We start from the raw sequence: 17564 nt of genomic DNA on the forward strand, positions 1-17564 counted from the left end.
ACGTGACAGGCGTCGACTCGATACGCCCAACAGTGTTTTCAGGCGCCTGGTCGCCATTCACCTACCGAATTTCAGGAATTTTCCAATCCATGGGTAAATCGCTGGTCATCGTGGAATCCCCGGCCAAGGCCAAGACCATCAACAAGTACCTGGGCAGCCAGTACGTGGTGAAGTCGAGCATCGGCCATATCCGCGACCTGCCCACCAGCGGCGGGGCGGCTACCAAGGAACCTGCCAAGCGTGGCAAGGCAGCAGCAGGCGAAGCGCCGGCGCTGTCGCCGAAGGAAAAGGCCAAGCGCCAACTGTTCGCGCGCATGGGTGTCGACCCGGAGCACGGCTGGAAAGCCAAGTACGAGATCCTGCCCGGCAAGGAAAAGGTGGTCGAGGAATTGCGCCGCCTGGCCAAGGAAGCCGACACCATCTATCTCGCGACCGACTTGGATAGAGAGGGGGAGGCGATCGCCTGGCACCTGCGCGAGTCCATCGGTGGCGATGACAGCCGCTACAAGCGCGTGGTGTTCAACGAGATCACCAAGAAGGCCATCCAGGAGGCGTTTTCCGCCCCGGGCGAGCTGGATATCAACCGGGTCAACGCCCAGCAGGCGCGTCGTTTCCTCGACCGCGTGGTGGGCTACATGGTCTCGCCGCTGCTGTGGGCGAAGATCGCCCGCGGCCTGTCGGCCGGCCGTGTGCAGTCGGTAGCGGTGAAGCTGGTGGTCGAGCGCGAAAAGGAAATCCGCGCCTTCGTGCCCGAAGAGTATTGGGAAGTGCACGCCGACCTCGGCACCGCCAAGGACGCCCAGGTGCGTTTCGAAGTGGTTCGCGAAAGTGGCGCTGCCTTCAAGCCGTTGAACGAAGCCCAGGCCATGGCCGCGCTGGCGACCCTCAAGGCGTCGAGCTACAGCGTTGCCAAGCGCGAGGACAAGCCGACCAGCAGCAAGCCGTCGGCGCCGTTCATCACCTCCACCCTGCAGCAGGCGGCCAGCACGCGCCTGGGCTTCGGGGTGAAGAAGACCATGATGATGGCCCAGCGGCTCTACGAGGCCGGCTACATCACCTACATGCGTACCGACTCGACCAACCTGTCGGCCGACGCCATCGAGATGGTGCGCGGCTTCATCGACAGCGAGTACGGCAGCAAATACCTGCCGGAGAAGCCGAACTTCTACTCCAGCAAGGAAGGCGCCCAAGAGGCGCACGAGGCGATCCGTCCCTCCGACGTCAACCTGCGGCCGACCCAGCTGTCCGGCATGGAGCGCGACGCCGAGCGCCTGTATGAGCTGATCTGGCGCCAGTTCGTGGCCTGCCAGATGCCGCCGGCCGAGTACCTGTCGACCACCGTCACGGTCAACGCCGCGCAGTTCGAGCTGCGTGCCAAGGGCCGCATCCTCAAGTTCGATGGTTACACCCGTGCCCAGCCGCAGATGAGCAAGCCGGGCGACGATGCCGTGCTGCCGGAAATGAAGGAGCGCGAGTCGCTCAAGCTGATCAAGCTCGACCCCAGCCAGCATTTCACCAAGCCACCGGCGCGTTACTCGGAAGCCAGCCTGGTCAAGGAAATGGAAAAGCGTGGGATCGGCCGTCCGTCCACCTACGCGGCGATCATTTCCACCATCCAGGATCGCGGCTACGTGGCGCTGCATAACCGTCGCTTCTATTCCGAGAAGATGGGCGACATCGTTACCGAGCGCCTCAGCGAAAGCTTCTCCGACCTGATGGACTACGGCTTCACCGCCGGCATGGAAGAGAACCTCGATGACGTGGCCCAGGGCGAGCGCGAGTGGAAACACCTGCTCGACGAGTTCTATGGCGACTTCAAGAAAAAGCTCGAAGTGGCTGCCGACGGTGACAACGGCATGCGTGCCAACACGCCGACGCCGACCGACATTCCCTGCCGCGAATGCGGCCGGCACATGATGATTCGTACCGCCTCCACGGGCGTGTTCCTGGGCTGCTCGGGCTACGCCCTGCCGCCGAAAGAGCGCTGCAAGGCCACGGTCAACCTGGTGCCGGGCGACGAGATCGCCGCCGATGACGAGGGCGAGTCGGAGTCGCGCGTGCTGCTCGGCAAGCATCGCTGCCCGATCTGCGCCACCGCGATGGACGCCTACCTGCTGGATGAAACCCGCAAGCTGCATATCTGCGGTAACAACCCGGACTGCGCCGGTTACGAAATCGAGCAGGGTCAGTTCCGCATCAAGGGCTACGAAGGCCCGAGCCTGGAATGCGACAAGTGCGGCAGCCAGATGCAGCTCAAGACCGGCCGTTTCGGCAAGTTCTTCGGCTGCACCAACAGCGAATGCAAGAACACCCGCAAGTTGCTGCGCAATGGCGAGCCCGCGCCACCCAAGATGGACGCGGTGAAGATGCCGGAGCTCAAGTGCGAGAAGGTCGATGACACCTACGTACTGCGCGACGGTGCGTCGGGGCTGTTCCTGGCTGCCAGCCAGTTCCCGAAAAACCGCGAAACCCGTGCACCGCTGGTGCTCGAGCTGCTGCCGCACAAGGACGAGATCGATCCGAAGTACCACTTCCTGTTCGATGCGCCGGCCAAGGATCCCGAAGGCCGTGCGGCGGTCATCCGTTACAGCCGCAAGACCAAGGAGCAGTACGTGCAGACCGAAGTGGACGGCAAGCCAACCGGCTGGAAAGCGTTCTACGACGGCGGCAAGTGGAAGGTCGAAGACAAGCGTTGATCAGCGCCCGGCACGCTCTCCTGGAGCGTGCCTGACGTTCTCTGGAGAGTGCATATGGCTGGTGAACTGTATACCCGCACCAATCAGAAGATTTTCTACGCCGGGCTCTGCCTGGAGTCCTGGCGCAAGGCCGAAGAGGGCCGGGCGATGAATGCCCAGGCACTGGTGCAGGCCGAGCGCGAGGCCACCCTGTTTCATCTGTACGGCGCGTTGCTGGGGCTGTGCCATGAGATCGCCGGCTTCTATCGCCTGGCCAATAGCAGCGCTGCGCGTGCCGAGCTGCTGCTGGATCGCCAGAATCTCAGCGCGGCGCCAAGCCCTGAGCTGGCGGAGCTGGTCGAGCTGGCCGAGAACCGGCACACCTGGCTGGGGCAGCTTTTGGCCGCTCACGCCGAGCTGTTCAAGCCGCCACGTGCGCCGCGGGAGCCGAAGGGTGAGCCTGGCGCCGCTGGGCTTATCGAGGCCGTGAGCGTTGACCAGGAGCCAGCGCCGCTTGCGCGCGAAACCCTGGAAAACTGGCGGCAGGAACTCAAGGCGCTGGCCCAGCGCTTTCGTGTCGGGCTCAGCGAGTGGTAAACACGCCGCTCGATTGAGCGCCCGTTCGGCAATTGGCGGCTTTTTCGCCAAGCGATCAGCCAGGCTGGCTGTTACACTGGGCAGCCTTTCGTGGAGAACCCGAGTTATGCCTACGTCTTTCCTTGAAATCGTCGAATTGCCCGATGGGCGCATCGCCCTGCGTCGAGCCGACGATGAGGAAGCACTGGTGGTGCTGGACTTCTCGGAAGATGCCAAGGCGTTCCTGCAGGGCCAGCATGTCGAGGTCGCCAAGGCGATGCTCAATGTCGGCGTGCAGATGGCCGGTCGGATGGCAGAGGGTGATTTCGAGCACGAGGAAGACGAGCAACCGCGCGTTCTTCACTGACAGGCATTCGCCTGAGCGAACGCAGAAAAACAAAAGGCCAGCTTATTCGCTGGCCTTTTGCTTTTCTGCTCGACGGTTAGCCGACGGCAGATCTCAACCCAGGCTGATGTTCAGGCTTTGCGCCTTGCCGGTGCGCGCCGCTGCTTCCAGCTGCTGCCGTGCGTGCTGGGGCAGGGGGTGCAGCCAGCTGACCACGGTGTGGCTACGGCCAAGCTTCAAGGCTTCCTGGGCCAGTTGCAGCGGGCTCTGGTTGTGGCGTGGCTGCAGCAGCAGGATACGCTCACGGTTAAGACCGGCGTCGCGCAGCCAGCTCTGGGTCAGGCTGGCGGGCGGGGCGATCAGGGTCAGCCAGCGTTCGTCATCCTTCTCGCTCAGTTCCCGCAGCATGGGCGCCAGTAGCGTCAGGCAATGCCCGGCGGCACCACGCAGCGACACCTCGCTGAAGGTGTCTTCCTGGCTTGCTGGATCCTCTACGACTGCGATGGTCGAGGCCAGAAAGGCATCGAACAGGGGCAGCTGGTTACGGCTCAACGACTGGGGGAACTGCATGACGCCTCCAATTAGCGGCGGATGACGCCGACACTCAAACCTTCGATGATCAGATCCTGCTCTTCCAGGTTCACTTCGATCGGCGCGAACTCCGGGTTTTCCGCCAGCAGCCAGACGGTATTGCCTTCACGCTTGAAGCGCTTGACCGTCACTTCGTCGTCGATGCGCGCCACCACCACCTGGCCGTTGCGAGCCTCACTGGTGGTATGCACGGCGAGCAGGTCGCCATCGATGATGCCGATGTCCTTCATGCTCATGCCGCGTACACGCAGCAGGTAGTCGGCCTTGGGGCGGAAGAAGTCCGGGTTGATCCGGCAGGCCTCTTCGATGTGCTGCTGCGCCAGGATGGGTGCGCCGGCGGCGACACGGCCAATCACCGGCAGCCCGTCTTCTTCGTCCTGATTGGGCTCGAAACCCGGAATGCGAATGCCGCGCGAAGCGCCCGGGGTCATCTCGATGGCACCCTTGCGGGCCAGCGCCTTGAGGTGTTCCTCGGCCGCGTTGGGCGACTTGAAGCCCAGGGCCTGAGCGATCTCCGCACGGGTTGGCGGGTAGCCGTTGTCTTCCAGGCACTGCTTGATGAAGGCGAGAATTTCGCCTTGGCGGGGCGTCAGCTTGATCATGTGGGGCGCTCTGGCTTTTTATACAGTGACTGGGATTATATACAGTAAACCGTGCTTGGCAATCGCTTGATGGCAGCGGCGTGCCGATAGGGGCAGGGCAGCGGATGGGCGGTTGCCCGCTTCGCGCGGGCGACGATGCCGAGGTAGTGTGCGACGCTATCGCCAAATGATGACCGAGCATCCAGAATACGCCTTGCGCGACTTGACAGTGGCACGCGCTGAAACGTATGTTTCAAACACTTGTTTGTCTGGTGGAAGTCATGGCGCAATCGGAAACCGTTGAACGCATTCTCGACGCGGCGGAGCAGTTGTTCGCGGAGAAGGGCTTTGCCGAAACGTCGCTGCGCCTGATCACCAGCAAGGCCGGGGTCAACCTGGCTGCCGTCAATTACCATTTCGGCTCCAAGAAGGCCTTGATTCAGGCGGTGTTCTCGCGCTTTCTCGGGCCTTTCTGCAGCAGCCTCGAGCGCGAGCTGGACAAGCGCCAGAGCAAGCCGGGGGTCACCTTCAGCCTCGAGGAGCTGCTCGAGCTGCTGGTCGAGCAGGCCCTGGCGGTCAAGCCGCGCAGCGGTAACGACCTGTCGATCTTCATGCGTTTGCTGGGTCTGGCGTTCAGCCAGAGCCAGGGTCACCTGCGCAAGTACCTCGAAGAGGTCTACGGCAAGGTATTTCGCCGCTACATGTACCTGGTGCACGAGGCGGCACCCGGCATTCCGCCCCTGGAACTGTTCTGGCGCGTGCACTTCATGCTCGGCGCCGCGGCTTTCAGCATGTCCGGTATCAAGGCGCTGCGGGCCATGGCCGAGAGCGACTTTGGCGTCGACACCTCGATCGAGCAGGTGATGCGCCTGATGGTGCCGTTCCTGGCGGCCGGCATGCGTTCGGAAAGCGCGGTGACCGATCCGCGTCTGGCCACTGCACAGCTCATCCCGCGCCACAAAAGCGCTGCCGTCACCAAGCCCTGAGCCGGGGCAGCGCTTGCCCGCTGGTCTTGGCTGCCCCTAAGCTAGCGGCCTTTGACCTAATTGCTTTATGCGCTGCATGGCCCGGTACGGGCGGCCGGGAACTCCGGGCTGCGCCACTGTCCCATGGCCGTTGGGCGTGAAGCTTCTATTCAAGGAATATCCGTTGTGACGACTCCCCTGTATGGCTCCCTGATGGTGGACATCGCCGGTACCTGGCTGACCGCCGAGGATCGCCAGTTGCTGCGCCAGCCCGAGGTCGGCGGCCTGATCATCTTCGCCCGCAATATCGAGAGCCCGCGACAGGTGCGTGAATTGTGCCAGTCCATCCGTGCGCTGCGTCCCGACCTGCTCCTGGCGGTGGACCAGGAAGGTGGGCGGGTGCAGCGCCTGCGTCAGGGCTTCGTGAAACTGCCGGCGATGCGGGCGATCGCCGGTTGCGCCGATGCAGAAAACTTGGCGCGCCAGTGCGGCTGGTTGATGGCCACCGAAGTGCTGGCGGTGGGGCTGGACCTGAGCTTTGCGCCGGTGCTGGATCTGGATCACGGGCGCAGTGCGGTGGTCGGCCACCGCGCCTTCGAGGGCGATCCCGAGCGGGCCACGCAACTGGCGGGTGCCTTTATCCGCGGCATGGCGGAGGCGGGCATGGCCGCCACGGGCAAGCATTTTCCCGGTCACGGCTGGGCCGAGGCCGATTCCCACGTGGCGATTCCCCTGGATGAGCGCAGCCTGGAAGAAATTCGCCAGAAGGATCTGCGCCCGTTCGCCGCGCTGAGTCGCGACCTGGCCGCGGTGATGCCGGCCCACGTCATCTACCCGCAGGTCGACAGCCAGCCGGCCGGCTTTTCGCGCCGCTGGCTGCAGGACATTCTGCGCGGCGAGCTGGGCTTCGAGGGGGTGATCTTCAGCGATGACCTGTCGATGGCCGGCGCCCATGTGGTCGGCGATGCCGCCAGCCGCATCGAGGCCGCGCTGAGCGCCGGCTGCGACATGGGCCTGGTGTGCAATGACCGGGCGGCGGCGGAGCTGGCTTTGTCGGCGGCGCAGCGCCTCGAGGTCGTGGCGCCCAAGGGATTGGCGCGTATGCGTCGGCGCGCTTTTCCGGGCGTTGACTACCGCCAGGATCCGCGCTGGGCGCAGGCACTCTCGGCGCTGCGCACGGCGCAGTTGGTGGAGTGAGGGGCGGCGGGCTGGCCGCAAAGTGGCGGTAGCGGCCTTTCGTAGGGTGGACGACGCTTCATCCGTCCACCGCTCTGCGATCGCAATGGTGGACAAAAAGAGCGTTGTCCACCCTACGGTGGGAGCGACCGCTTCTGCCTTGTAGCAGCCGTTATAGGGCAACAATCAGGCTCGGCGTATTGGTTCGCCAGGGCCACGCTATAAATGATCAGGGCCGCATAAGCGGCCCTGATCGTTCTGTGGGAGCGGGCATTTGACTCGATTTATCGAGCTGGCTGCATAGTGGCGATAGCGGCCTGTCGTAGGGTGGACGACGCCTCACCTACGCGGCCCGACCCGTCCACCGCTCTGCGATCGCAATGGTGGATGAAAAGAGCGTCATCCACCCTACGGCTGAAGCCCACCCTGCCCAAGATGCGCGGCTGTAGGCTGTAGGGTGGGCTTCAGCCCACCAAATCGAACGTCCGCTTTTGCCTTGTAGCAGCCGTTATAGGGCAACAAGCAGGCTCGGCGTATCGGTTCGCCAGGGCCGTGTCATAAACGATAAGGGCCGCATAGCGGCCCTGATCGTTTTCAGCTCTTGACCGTCGCCAACAGCCGCTCAAGCAGCGCTTCCAGGGTATTGAAGCGTTCCTCGGCGCGTTCCATCGGCACCGAGAAGCGGAACAGCGTGGCGCCTTCGAACTTGTAGCGGTTCGGCGCGCTCTGGATCAGCTTGATCAGCGTCAGTGGATCGACCGGGGTTTCCGCGGCGAACTCGATGCGCCCGCCCTGCGGCCCGGCATCGATCTTCTTGATGCCCAGCCGTTCGGCCTGCAGCTTCATCAGCGTGATGCGCACCAGGTTCTTGGTCGGCTCGGGCAGCAGGCCGAAACGGTCAATCATCTCCACCTGCAGTTCCTTGAGGCCGTCCTCGTCGCTGGCGTTGGCGATGCGTTTGTAGAGAATCAGGCGCGCGTGTACATCCGGCAGGTAGTCCTCGGGGATCAGCGCCGGTACCCGCAGGTTGATCTCCGGGCCACCGCCCAGGGGCTGGTCGAGATTGGGCTGCTCGCCCTTGCGGATCGACTTGACCGCACGTTCGAGCATTTCCATGTACAGGGTGAAGCCGACTGCCTGGATCTGCCCGCTCTGGCCGTCGCCGAGCAGTTCGCCGGCGCCGCGGATTTCCAGGTCGTGGGTGGCCAGCACGAAGCCGGCACCCAGGTCCTGAGCATTGGCGATGGCTTCCAGGCGCTTTTGCGCGTCGTCGGTCATCTGTTTGCGTGGCGGTGTCAGCAGGTAGGCGTAGGCCTGGTGGTGGCTGCGGCCGACGCGCCCGCGCAGCTGGTGCAGCTGGGCCAGGCCGAACTTGTCGGCGCGCTCGATGATGATGGTGTTGGCGCTCGGTACGTCGATGCCGGTCTCGATGATGGTCGAGGCGATCAGCACGTTGAAGCGCTTGTGGTAGAAGTCGCCCATCACCTGTTCCAGTTCGCGCTCGTGCATCTGCCCGTGGCCGATGCCGATGCGCGCCTCGGGCACCAGTTCGGCCAGGTCGGCGGCGCACTTCTCGATGCTCTTCACGTCGTTGTGCAGGTAATACACCTGGCCGCCGCGCAGCAGCTCGCGCAGCAGCGCCTCCTTGATGGTCGGCTTGTTCTGCTCCATGACGAAGGTGCGCACCGACAGGCGCCGCGCCGGCGGCGTGGCGATGATCGACAGGTCGCGCATGCCCGATACCGCCATGTTCAAGGTGCGCGGAATCGGCGTGGCGGTCAGGGTGAGGATGTCCACTTCGCTGCGCAGGGCCTTGAGGACTTCCTTCTGGCGTACGCCAAAACGGTGTTCCTCGTCGATGATCACCAGGCCCAGGTTCTTGATCTTGACGTCATCCTGCAACAGCTTGTGGGTGCCGATGATGATGTCGATCTTGCCCTCGGCCAGTTGCTCGATGGCGGCGCTGACTTCCTTGGCGCTCTTGAAGCGGCTCATCACCTCGACGGTTACCGGCCAGTCGGCGAAGCGGTCGCGGAAGCTGTTGTAGTGCTGCTGGGCGAGCAGGGTGGTGGGCACCAGGATGGCCACCTGCTTGCCGCCATGCACGGCGATGAACGCCGCGCGCATGGCCACTTCGGTCTTGCCGAAGCCGACGTCGCCGCACACCAGGCGATCCATCGGTTTGGCGGCGAGCATGTCCTCGCGCACCGCCTCGATGGCGCTCTGCTGATCCGGCGTCTCCTCGAACGGGAAGCCGGCGCTGAAGGTTTCGTAATCGGCCTTCGGGTCCCTGAACGCATAGCCTTCGCGGGCGGCGCGGCGTGCATAGATGTCGAGCAACTCGGCGGCGACGTCGCGCACCTGCTCGGCGGCCTTGCGCTTGGCCTTCTGCCAGGTTTCCGAGCCCAGTCGGTGCAGCGGCGCCAGGGCGTCGTCGCTGCCGGTGTAGCGGGCGATCAGGTGCAGGCTGGCCACCGGCACGTAGAGCTTGGCTTCCTCGGCGTACATCAGGGCGAGGAATTCGGCGGCCTGGCCGTCGAACTCCATGGTCACCAGGCCCAGGTAGCGGCCCACGCCATGGTCGATATGCACCACCGGTGCGCCTTCGCGCAGCTCGGTGAGGTTCTTGATCACGTTGTCGCCGGCATCGCGGGTCTTTTCGCGGCGGCGGCGCTGCATGATGCGCTGGCCGAACAGCGGGCTTTCCGCGATCAGCGCTATGTTCTCCAACTGCAGGCCTTCATCGAGTGGCGCGATGGTGATGCCCAGGCGCTCCTGGCTGGCGCAGAACTGCGGCCAACCGTCGACTTCCTTCGGCTTGAGCTTGAGGCGCGCAAGCAGTTCCAGGAGCACTTCACGACGCCCGGCGGATTCGGCGCAGAACAGCACGCGGCCTGGGTATTCCTCGATGAAGCGGCGCAGCGCAGCCAATGGTTCGCTGGTTTTCGCCTGGATGGCCAGGTCGGGCAGGGCGCTGGCCTCGAAACGGGTGCGGCCAACGCCTGGCTCGACATCGTCAGCGCTCACCACCACACGCGGCCAGTCCTTCAGGCGGGCGAAGCAGTCCTCGACCGGCAGGAAGATGTCGGTCGGTGGCAGCAGCGGCCGCTCGGGATCGACGCGGCGCTCCTCGTAGCGGTTACGGGCGTCCGTCCAGAACTGCTCGGCAGCCTTTTCGATACCGGGCAGCGAGAACACCTGGGTGTCCTGGGGCAGGTAGTCGAAGAGGGTGGCGGTCTCCTCGAAGAACAGCGGCAGGTAGTACTCGATACCGGCGGGGGTGATGCCGGTGGACAGGTCCTGGTAGATCGGGCAGCGGCGGAAGTCGACGTCGAAGCGTTCGCGGAAGCGGCCACGGAAATCGGTGACGGCCTTTTTCTCCAGCGGAAACTCGCGGGCCGGCAGCAGCTTGATCGACTCGACCTTGTCGATCGAGCGCTGGGTCTCCGGGTCGAAGGTGCGCAGGGTTTCGATCTCGTCGTCGAACAGGTCGATACGAAACGGCTGCTTGCTGCCCATCGGGAACAGGTCGATCAGCGCGCCGCGCACGGTGAATTCGCCATGCTCGTAGACGGTGTCGACATAGCGATAACCGGTGGCTTCCAGGCGCGCGCGCATGTCATCGACATTGATGCGCTGACCGACATCCAGCACCAGGCTGCTACCGAGCAGAAAGCGCCTGGGTGCGAGGCGATGCAGCGCGGTGGTGATCGGCACCACCAGAATGCCGTGCTTGAGCTCCGGCAGGCGGTACAGCGCGGCGATGCGCTGGGAGATGATGTCCTGGTGCGGCGAGAACAGGTCGTAGGGCAGGGTTTCCCAGTCCGGGAAGTGCAGCACGGGCAGCTCTGGCGCAAAGAAGCTCAGTTCCTGCTCCAGGCGCTCGGCGCTCTGGCTGTCGGCGGTGAGCAGCAGGGTGAAACGTTTGGCGGAGTTGGCCGCCTCGGCGATGGCCAGGCTCAGCGCGGCACCGGGCAGGTTGCCCCAGTGTTGTTTACCGGCGGTGGCCGGCAAGGACGGCAGACGCAGTACAGGCACGGGTGGCTCGCGATTGGTAACGATTTGGCCCCCGATTGTAACTATCCGCGAGGATGGCTGTCAGTGTTTCGACCGCTGCAGATTGCCGACCCCTGGCTGGGTCGTCATAATGTAGCCCCTTTTTTCAGCCCCTACATGTGGAAGGTATTGCCGTGACTCAGAAGCCCGACCAGTGTCTTGGTGAATGGATTGACCGTGAAGCTCTCGCCGAGGCGATGATTCCGCTGATTGGTCAGCTGTACCGCAACAACAACGTGGTGCTGTCGATCCATGGCCGCAGCCTGATCAACCGCTCGGTCATCGAGATTCTCAAGGCGCATCGCTTCGCCCGTCACCGTCAGGCTGATCAGGATGGCCTGGCCGTTCATGATTCCTACGCCGTGCTCAAGGCCATGAGCGAGCTCAAGCTGGGCGCTGCGTCCGTCGACCTGGGCAAGATGGTCGGCAAGTTCAAGGCTGAAGGTAACGGCCGCAGCATCGAGCAGTTCGTCAAGGACGAGCTGGCCGACGTCGCCAACCAGCAGAACGCGTCGCCACGCAAGGGCACCGACGTTGTCCTTTATGGTTTCGGCCGTATCGGTCGTCTGCTGGCACGCATCCTGATCGAGCACACCGGTGGCGGCGACGGCCTGCGTCTGCGCGCCATCGTCGTGCGCAAGGGCGCCGAGAACGACCTGGTCAAGCGCGCCAGCCTGCTGCGCCGCGACTCGGTGCACGGCAAGTTCAATGGCACCATCACCATTGATGAAGAGAACAGCACCCTGACCGCCAACGGCAACCTGATCCAGGTGATCTACGCCAAGGACCCGTCGGCCATCGACTACACCCAGTACGGCATCAAGGATGCGCTGCTGGTCGACAACACCGGGGTATGGCGTGATGCCGACGGCCTCGGCCAGCACCTCAAGTGCCCGGGCGTCGACCGCGTGATCCTGACCGCACCGGGCAAGGGCGCGCTGAAGAACATCGTGCATGGCATCAACCATGGCGAAATCACTGCCGATGACAAGATCATCTCGGCCGCCTCTTGCACCACCAACGCCATCGTGCCGGTGCTCAAGGCGGTCAATGACCAGTACGGCATCGTCAATGGTCACGTCGAGACCGTCCACTCGTACACCAACGACCAGAACCTGATCGACAACTTCCACAAGGGCAGCCGTCGTGGCCGTAGCGCCGCGCTGAACATGGTCATCACCGAAACCGGTGCGGCCACTGCTGCTGCCAAGGCGCTGCCGGTGCTCAAGGGCAAGCTGACCGGCAACGCGATTCGCGTGCCGACGCCGAACGTGTCGATGGCGATTCTCAACCTGAACCTGGAGAAGGCCTGCAGCCGCGAAGAAATCAACGAGTACCTGCGCCAGATGGCCATGCACTCGGACCTGCAGAAGCAGATCGATTTCGTCAGTTCCCAGGAAGTGGTGTCCACCGACTTCGTCGGCTCGCGTCACGCTGGCGTGGTCGATGCCGAAGCCACCATCGCCAACGACAACCGCGTCGTGCTGTACGTCTGGTACGACAACGAGTTTGGCTACAGCTGCCAGGTGATTCGCGTGATGGAAGAAATGGCCGGGGTCAACCCGCCTGCGTTCCCGCGCTGACATCGGCTCGGTCGCGGTCGAGCAACTCGGCCGGTGATCGTGCAGCTTGATCGATGCCTTCGTCCCTGGACGGGGGCATCGTCGTTTTGGCCGGGCGAGTTTCGCGGGCAGCCTTGATCCGACGGTCGGCCCGGCCCCAGTCTCGCGCGGGTCGTCGCGCGGCGTAGAGCGCCGGGCTCAGCGGCCCGTTGTCGCGTCCTGTAACGGAAATGGCAAAAAAGACAAGCGCTTGGGTGGCGTCGAGTTGACGCACGTCTTTATAATCCCGGCGATTTGTTATCTACGTTCGACATCCTTACGTGCCAATTGCGACGCCTTTGGTACACGGGCGTCATTTGCTTCACGTTCGAACGTACTTCTAAAAGCTCTAAAACCAGTGGTTAGGCAAACCTATGATCAAAATAAAACATGGGCTCGACTTGCCGATAACAGGCGCACCGGCGCAGCAAATCGAAGCGGCCAGGCCAGTGCGAAGCGTTGCCGTCATAGGCTTCGATTATCAGGGCATGAAGCCCACCATGTCGGTACAGGTGGGTGACCGGGTCAAGTTGGGGCAGGTTCTTTTTGTCGACAAGAAGAACGAGGGAGTGAGCTACACCGCGCCTGGCGCCGGTGTGGTCAGCGCCATTCACCGCGGTGAGAAGCGTGTACTGCAATCGGTGGTCATCGAGCTCGATGGCGACGAGCAGGAGACCTTTGCCCAGTACGCGCCCGAGCAGCTCGCCAGCCTGGACGCCGCCCTGGTACGCGAAAACCTGCAGCGCTCGGGCCTGTGGACCGCGCTGCGTACCCGCCCGTTCAGCAAGGTGCCGGCTGTCGATGCGGTGCCCAGCTCGATCTTCGTCAGCGCGATCGATACCCACCCGCTGGCTGCCGACCCTGCCGTGATCATTGCCGAGCAGGCCGCCGATTTCGAAAATGGCCTCAAGGTGCTCGTGCGCCTGGCCCCGGTATTCCTGTGCAAGGCCGCGGGCGTCAGCCTGGCGGGCGAGGGCGTTGCCGGCGTGACCAGCGAAGCCTTCGCCGGGCCGCACCCGGCTGGCCTGCCTGGCACGCACATCCACTTCCTCGACCCGGTCAGCACCAGCAAGAGCGTCTGGACCATCAATTACCAGGACGTGATCGCCGCCGGCAAGTTGTTCGCCACTGGCCAGCTGTCCGTCGAGCGTGTGGTGGCCCTGGGTGGCCCGGTGGTCGAGCGTCCGCGCCTGCTGCGCACCCGCCTGGGTGCCAACCTCAGCGAGCTGACCGCGGGCGAGCTGGTTCCCGGCAACAACCGCGTGGTTTCCGGCTCGCTGCTCGGCGGCCGCGTCGCCCGCGGCGCCTGCGATTACCTGGGCCGCTATCACCTGCAGGTGTCCTGCCTGCAGGAAGGCAACGAGCGCGAGGTGATGCACTACCTGCGCGCCGGCGTGAACAAGCATTCGGTGATGAACATCTTCGTTTCCAAGTTCAATGCCGCCAAGCGCTTCGCCTTTTCCACCAGCACCAACGGCAGCCCACGCGCCATGGTTCCGGTCGGCAACTACGAGGCGGTGATGCCGCTGGACATCCTGCCCACCCAGTTGCTGCGTTACCTGATCGTCGGCGACACGGAAATGGCCCAGAAGCTCGGCTGCCTCGAACTCGACGAGGAAGACCTGGCCCTGTGTACCTACGTGTGTGCCGGTAAATATGAATATGGCCCGATCCTGCGGGACAACCTCAGCCGTATCGAAAAGGAGGGTTAACTCGTGGGTATTCGTGCATTCCTCGACAAGATCGAGCACAACTTCGAGAAGGGCGGCAAGTACGAGAAGTGGTACGCGCTCTACGAAGCCGTGGACACCTTCTTCTATCGCCCCGCCAGCGTCACCAAGACCACCGCCCATGTGCGTGACGGCATCGACCTCAAACGCATCATGATCACCGTCTGGGCCTGTACCTTTCCGGCCATGTTCTTCGGCATGTGGAACACCGGTTACCAGGCCAACCTGATCTTCGCCCAGAACCCCGAGCTGCTGGCGGCGCAGGATGGCTGGCGCTTCGGGCTGATCGGCTCGCTGGCGGGCTTCGACCCCAACAGCCTGTGGGACAACTTCATCCAGGGGGCGGCCTACTTCCTGCCCGTGTATGCGGTGACCTTCATCGTCGGTGGCTTCTGGGAGGTGCTGTTCGCCTCCATCCGTCGCCACGAGGTCAACGAAGGCTTCTTCGTCACCTCCGTGCTGTTCGCCCTGATTCTGCCGCCCAGCATTCCGCTGTGGCAGGTGGCCCTGGGCATCAGCTTCGGCGTGGTGATCGGCAAGGAAGTGTTCGGCGGTACCGGCAAGAACTTCCTCAACCCGGCGCTGACCGGCCGTGCCTTCCTGTTCTTCGCCTACCCGGCGCAGATGTCCGGTGACGCGGTGTGGACGGCGGTGGACGGTTTTGCCGGCGCCACCTCGTTGAGCCTGGCCTCCTCGGGCGGCATCGACAACGTCATCAACAATGGCGTGACCTGGATGGACGCCTTCATCGGCACCATGCATGGCTCGATCGGCGAGACCAGCACCCTGGCCATTCTGATCGGTGGTGCGGTGCTGCTGTTCACCAAGATCGCCTCCTGGCGCATCGTCAGCGGTGTGATGATCGGCATGATCGGCCTGAGCACCCTGTTCAATGCCATCGGTTCCGAGACCAACCCGATGTTCGCCATGCCGTGGTACTGGCACCTGGTGGTCGGCGGTTTCGCCTTCGGCATGATCTTCATGGCCACCGATCCGGTTTCGGCATCGATGACCAATACCGGCAAATGGATCTTCGGCATTCTCATCGGTGTGATGGTGGTGCTGATTCGTGTCGTCAACCCGGCGTTCCCCGAGGGCATGATGCTGGCGATCCTGTTTGCCAATCTGTTCGCACCGCTGATCGACCATTTCGTCGTACAGGCCAATATCAAGCGGAGGCTGGCACGCAATGTCTAGTCAAAAAGAATCCACCGCCCGCACGTTGCTCGTGGCGTTGCTGGTCTGTCTGGTTTGTTCGGTATTCGTGGCCGGTGCCGCGGTGGCGCTCAAGCCCACCCAGCTGGAAAACCGCCTGCTGGACAAGCAGCGCAGTATCCTGGCGATTGCCGGGCTGGGTAATCCGAACATGCCGGGCTCGGCGGTTCGCGCCATGTTCGAGACCACCATCCAGGCGCGCCTGGTCGATCTGGAAACCGGCAAGTTCTCCGACAAGTTCGACCCGGTGACCTTCGAGCCCCTGGCAGCCGCCAAGGACCCTGAACTGTCGCGCCGTCTGTCGGCCAGCGAGGACATCGCCTCGATTCGTCGCCTGGAGCGCTACACCACTGTTTACATCGTGGAAAAGGACGGTCAGCTCGACACCGTGATCCTGCCGGTTCGCGGCTATGGCCTGTGGTCGACCCTGCATGGCTTCATCGCCCTCAAGGGCGATCTCAACACGGTGGTCGGCATGGGCTTCTATCAGCACGCCGAAACCCCCGGTCTGGGTGGCGAGGTCGACAATCCGAAATGGACCGGCCAATGGCCAGGCAAGAAGATTTACGATGAGAACGGCGAGCTGCAGATTCAGGTCGTCAAGGGCAGCGTTAACCCGCAGAGCCCGGATGCGATTCACCAGGTCGACGGCCTGGCGGGCGCCACACTAACCGGTAACGGCGTGGATCATCTGCTCAAGTTCTGGCTCGGCCAGGACGGTCTTGGTCCGTTTATCGCTAACCTGCGCGCAGGGGAGGCTTGATATGGCACAGCCAACTATCAAAGACGTATTGCTCAACCCGATTTTCAACAACAATCCGATCGGCCTGCAGATCCTCGGTATCTGCTCTGCGCTGGCGGTCACGTCGAACCTGAAGACCGCGCTGGTGATGTCGGTGGCGCTGACCCTGGTGACCGGGTTCTCCAACCTGTTCATCTCGATGATCCGCAGCCAGATCCCGGGCTCGATCCGCATGATCGTGCAGATGGTGATCATCGCCTCGCTGGTGATCCTGGTCGACCAGTTGCTCAAGGCCTTTGCCTTCAGCCTGTCCAAACAGTTGTCGGTGTTCGTCGGCCTGATCATCACCAACTGTATCGTGATGGGCCGTGCCGAAGCCTTCGCCATGCAGAACCCACCGGTGCTGTCGTTCTTCGACGGTATCGGTAACGGTCTGGGCTACAGCGCCATGCTGATCGCCCTGGGCATCATCCGTGAGCTGTTCGGCGCCGGCAAACTGATGGGCTACACCATCATTCCGGTGGTCAACGACGGTGGCTGGTACCAGCCCAACGGCATGCTGCTGCTGCCGCCTTCGGCGTTCTTCCTGATCGGCCTGTTCATCTGGGGCATCCGGGTATGGAAAACCGACCAGGTCGAGAAGCAAGACTTCAAGATGGCGCCTCAGGTTTCCAATAAGGAGGCCTACTGATGGAACATTACATCAGCCTGTTCGTGCGGGCGGTGTTCGTCGAGAACATGGCCCTGGCGTTCTTCCTGGGCATGTGTACCTTCATCGCCATCTCCAAGAAGGTGGAAACCGCCATCGGTCTGGGCGTGGCCGTTATCGTGGTGCTCGGCATCACCATGCCGGTCAACAACCTGATCTACGCCAACCTGCTCAAGGACGGCGCGCTGGCCTGGGCCGGCCTGCCGGACGTGGACCTGAGCTTCCTGGGCCTGTTGACCTTCATCGGGGTGATCGCGGCCATCGTGCAGATCCTGGAAATGACCCTGGACAAGTACGTACCCGCGCTCTACAACGCGCTGGGTGTGTTCCTGCCATTGATCACCGTGAACTGCGCCATCATGGGTGGCTCGCTGTTCATGGTCGAGCGCGACTACAACCTGGCCGAGAGCACGGTCTATGGCGTGGGTGCCGGGGTCTCCTGGGCGCTGGCCATCGCCGCGTTGGCCGGTATTCGCGAAAAGCTCAAGTACAGTGACGTGCCGGCGGGTCTGCAAGGGCTGGGCATCACGTTTATCACCATCGGTCTCATGTCGCTGGGCTTCATGTCCTTCTCCGGCGTGCAGCTTTAAGGGTGGGATGA

15 protein-coding genes are annotated in these 17564 nt (G+C 63.3%); 11 read left to right on the top strand and 4 right to left on the bottom strand.

What is annotated here, in order from left to right; translation table 11 throughout:
* The first annotated feature begins 89 nt into the window (after window positions 1-89).
* The 3 genes from topA (at window position 90) to QYS36_RS06330 (ending at window position 3618) form a co-directional block, all read left to right on the top strand.
* Window positions 90-2696 (top strand): type I DNA topoisomerase, encoded by a 2607-nt coding sequence (gene topA, locus QYS36_RS06320; protein ID WP_308838675.1) that lies wholly within the window; start codon window positions 90-92, stop codon window positions 2694-2696.
* Window positions 2697-2750: 54 nt separating this feature from the next.
* Window positions 2751-3272 carry a DUF6586 family protein gene (locus QYS36_RS06325; protein WP_308838676.1) on the top strand — a complete coding sequence of 174 codons (522 nt, stop codon included), beginning with the start codon at window positions 2751-2753 and terminating at the stop codon, window positions 3270-3272.
* Between the two features lie 106 nt (window positions 3273-3378).
* The gene (locus tag QYS36_RS06330; protein ID WP_027910358.1) at window positions 3379-3618 is read left to right on the top strand and encodes a hypothetical protein; all 240 of its coding nucleotides are present in this window, start codon (window positions 3379-3381) and stop codon (window positions 3616-3618) included.
* A 93-nt stretch (window positions 3619-3711) separates the two neighbouring features.
* Here QYS36_RS06330 and sulA read toward each other — a convergent pair whose 3' ends face one another.
* Together sulA and lexA are read right to left on the bottom strand one after the other, a co-directional pair.
* Window positions 3712-4167, bottom strand: a complete 456-nt coding sequence (gene sulA, locus QYS36_RS06335) for an SOS-induced cell division inhibitor SulA (protein WP_308838677.1) — start codon at window positions 4165-4167, stop codon at window positions 3712-3714.
* Between the two features lie 11 nt (window positions 4168-4178).
* Window positions 4179-4790: a transcriptional repressor LexA gene (gene lexA, locus QYS36_RS06340; RefSeq protein WP_192423334.1), complete on the bottom strand. Its 612-nt coding sequence runs from the start codon at window positions 4788-4790 to the stop codon at window positions 4179-4181.
* Between the two features lie 260 nt (window positions 4791-5050).
* On the opposite strand from lexA, the gene QYS36_RS06345 reads away from it, so the two are divergent.
* Both QYS36_RS06345 and nagZ read left to right on the top strand, forming a co-directional pair.
* Window positions 5051-5755 (top strand): TetR family transcriptional regulator, encoded by a 705-nt coding sequence (locus QYS36_RS06345; RefSeq protein ID WP_308838678.1) that lies wholly within the window; start codon window positions 5051-5053, stop codon window positions 5753-5755.
* Window positions 5756-5932: 177 nt separating this feature from the next.
* A complete protein-coding gene (gene nagZ / locus QYS36_RS06350; protein ID WP_308838943.1) occupies window positions 5933-6931 on the top strand; it encodes a beta-N-acetylhexosaminidase in 999 nt (332 codons plus the stop codon).
* Window positions 6932-7504: 573 nt separating this feature from the next.
* Here the strand turns inward: nagZ and mfd are convergent.
* A complete protein-coding gene (mfd, locus tag QYS36_RS06355; protein ID WP_308838679.1) occupies window positions 7505-10948 on the bottom strand; it encodes a transcription-repair coupling factor in 3444 nt (1147 codons plus the stop codon).
* 152 nt (window positions 10949-11100) lie between these two features.
* On the opposite strand from mfd, the gene QYS36_RS06360 reads away from it, so the two are divergent.
* Window positions 11101-12549, top strand: coding sequence for a glyceraldehyde-3-phosphate dehydrogenase (locus tag QYS36_RS06360; protein WP_308838680.1), 1449 nt, complete (start codon window positions 11101-11103; stop codon window positions 12547-12549).
* Here QYS36_RS06360 and QYS36_RS06365 read toward each other — a convergent pair.
* Window positions 12524-12802 (bottom strand): hypothetical protein, encoded by a 279-nt coding sequence (locus QYS36_RS06365; RefSeq protein WP_308838681.1) that lies wholly within the window; start codon window positions 12800-12802, stop codon window positions 12524-12526. The genes QYS36_RS06360 and QYS36_RS06365 overlap by 26 nt on opposite strands.
* A gap of 139 nt (window positions 12803-12941) precedes the next feature.
* Between QYS36_RS06365 and QYS36_RS06370 the strand changes: the two genes are divergently transcribed.
* From QYS36_RS06370 to nqrE, 5 genes are read left to right on the top strand one after another with little or no spacing between them, the layout of a single operon-like run.
* On the top strand, window positions 12942-14279 hold the full coding sequence (locus tag QYS36_RS06370; RefSeq protein WP_308838682.1) for a Na(+)-translocating NADH-quinone reductase subunit A: 1338 nt from the start codon (window positions 12942-12944) through the stop codon (window positions 14277-14279).
* Window positions 14280-14282: 3 nt separating this feature from the next.
* On the top strand, window positions 14283-15494 hold the full coding sequence (locus QYS36_RS06375) for an NADH:ubiquinone reductase (Na(+)-transporting) subunit B (RefSeq protein ID WP_308838683.1): 1212 nt from the start codon (window positions 14283-14285) through the stop codon (window positions 15492-15494).
* Window positions 15487-16275, top strand: a complete 789-nt coding sequence (locus QYS36_RS06380; protein ID WP_308838684.1) for a Na(+)-translocating NADH-quinone reductase subunit C — start codon at window positions 15487-15489, stop codon at window positions 16273-16275. The genes QYS36_RS06375 and QYS36_RS06380 overlap by 8 nt, the downstream gene beginning before the upstream one ends.
* A gap of 1 nt (window position 16276) precedes the next feature.
* Window positions 16277-16945 (top strand): NADH:ubiquinone reductase (Na(+)-transporting) subunit D, encoded by a 669-nt coding sequence (locus tag QYS36_RS06385; RefSeq protein WP_274123963.1) that lies wholly within the window; start codon window positions 16277-16279, stop codon window positions 16943-16945.
* Window positions 16945-17553, top strand: a complete 609-nt coding sequence (gene nqrE, locus QYS36_RS06390) for an NADH:ubiquinone reductase (Na(+)-transporting) subunit E (RefSeq protein ID WP_308838685.1) — start codon at window positions 16945-16947, stop codon at window positions 17551-17553. Before QYS36_RS06385 ends, nqrE begins: the two co-directional genes overlap by 1 nt.
* Window positions 17554-17564 lie beyond the last annotated feature (11 nt).

The sequence above is a fragment of the Pseudomonas sp. G34 genome, from assembly GCF_031119625.1.
Lineage (GTDB): Bacteria > Pseudomonadota > Gammaproteobacteria > Pseudomonadales > Pseudomonadaceae > Aquipseudomonas.

What these genes read in the sequence shown, in the direction of transcription:
- nqrE (WP_308838685.1), top strand. Translation starts at nt 16,945, where the DNA reads ATGGAACATTACATCAGCCTGTTCGTGCGGGCGGTGTTCGTCGAGAAC.
- QYS36_RS06380 (WP_308838684.1), top strand. Translation starts at nt 15,487, where the DNA reads ATGTCTAGTCAAAAAGAATCCACCGCCCGCACGTTGCTCGTGGCGTTG.
- QYS36_RS06370 (WP_308838682.1), top strand. Translation starts at nt 12,942, where the DNA reads ATGATCAAAATAAAACATGGGCTCGACTTGCCGATAACAGGCGCACCG.
- QYS36_RS06385 (WP_274123963.1), top strand. Translation starts at nt 16,277, where the DNA reads ATGGCACAGCCAACTATCAAAGACGTATTGCTCAACCCGATTTTCAAC.
- QYS36_RS06330 (WP_027910358.1), top strand. Translation starts at nt 3,379, where the DNA reads ATGCCTACGTCTTTCCTTGAAATCGTCGAATTGCCCGATGGGCGCATC.
- lexA (WP_192423334.1), bottom strand. Translation starts at nt 4,790, where the DNA reads ATGATCAAGCTGACGCCCCGCCAAGGCGAAATTCTCGCCTTCATCAAG.
- topA (WP_308838675.1), top strand. Translation starts at nt 90, where the DNA reads ATGGGTAAATCGCTGGTCATCGTGGAATCCCCGGCCAAGGCCAAGACC.
- QYS36_RS06345 (WP_308838678.1), top strand. Translation starts at nt 5,051, where the DNA reads ATGGCGCAATCGGAAACCGTTGAACGCATTCTCGACGCGGCGGAGCAG.
- QYS36_RS06325 (WP_308838676.1), top strand. Translation starts at nt 2,751, where the DNA reads ATGGCTGGTGAACTGTATACCCGCACCAATCAGAAGATTTTCTACGCC.
- sulA (WP_308838677.1), bottom strand. Translation starts at nt 4,167, where the DNA reads ATGCAGTTCCCCCAGTCGTTGAGCCGTAACCAGCTGCCCCTGTTCGAT.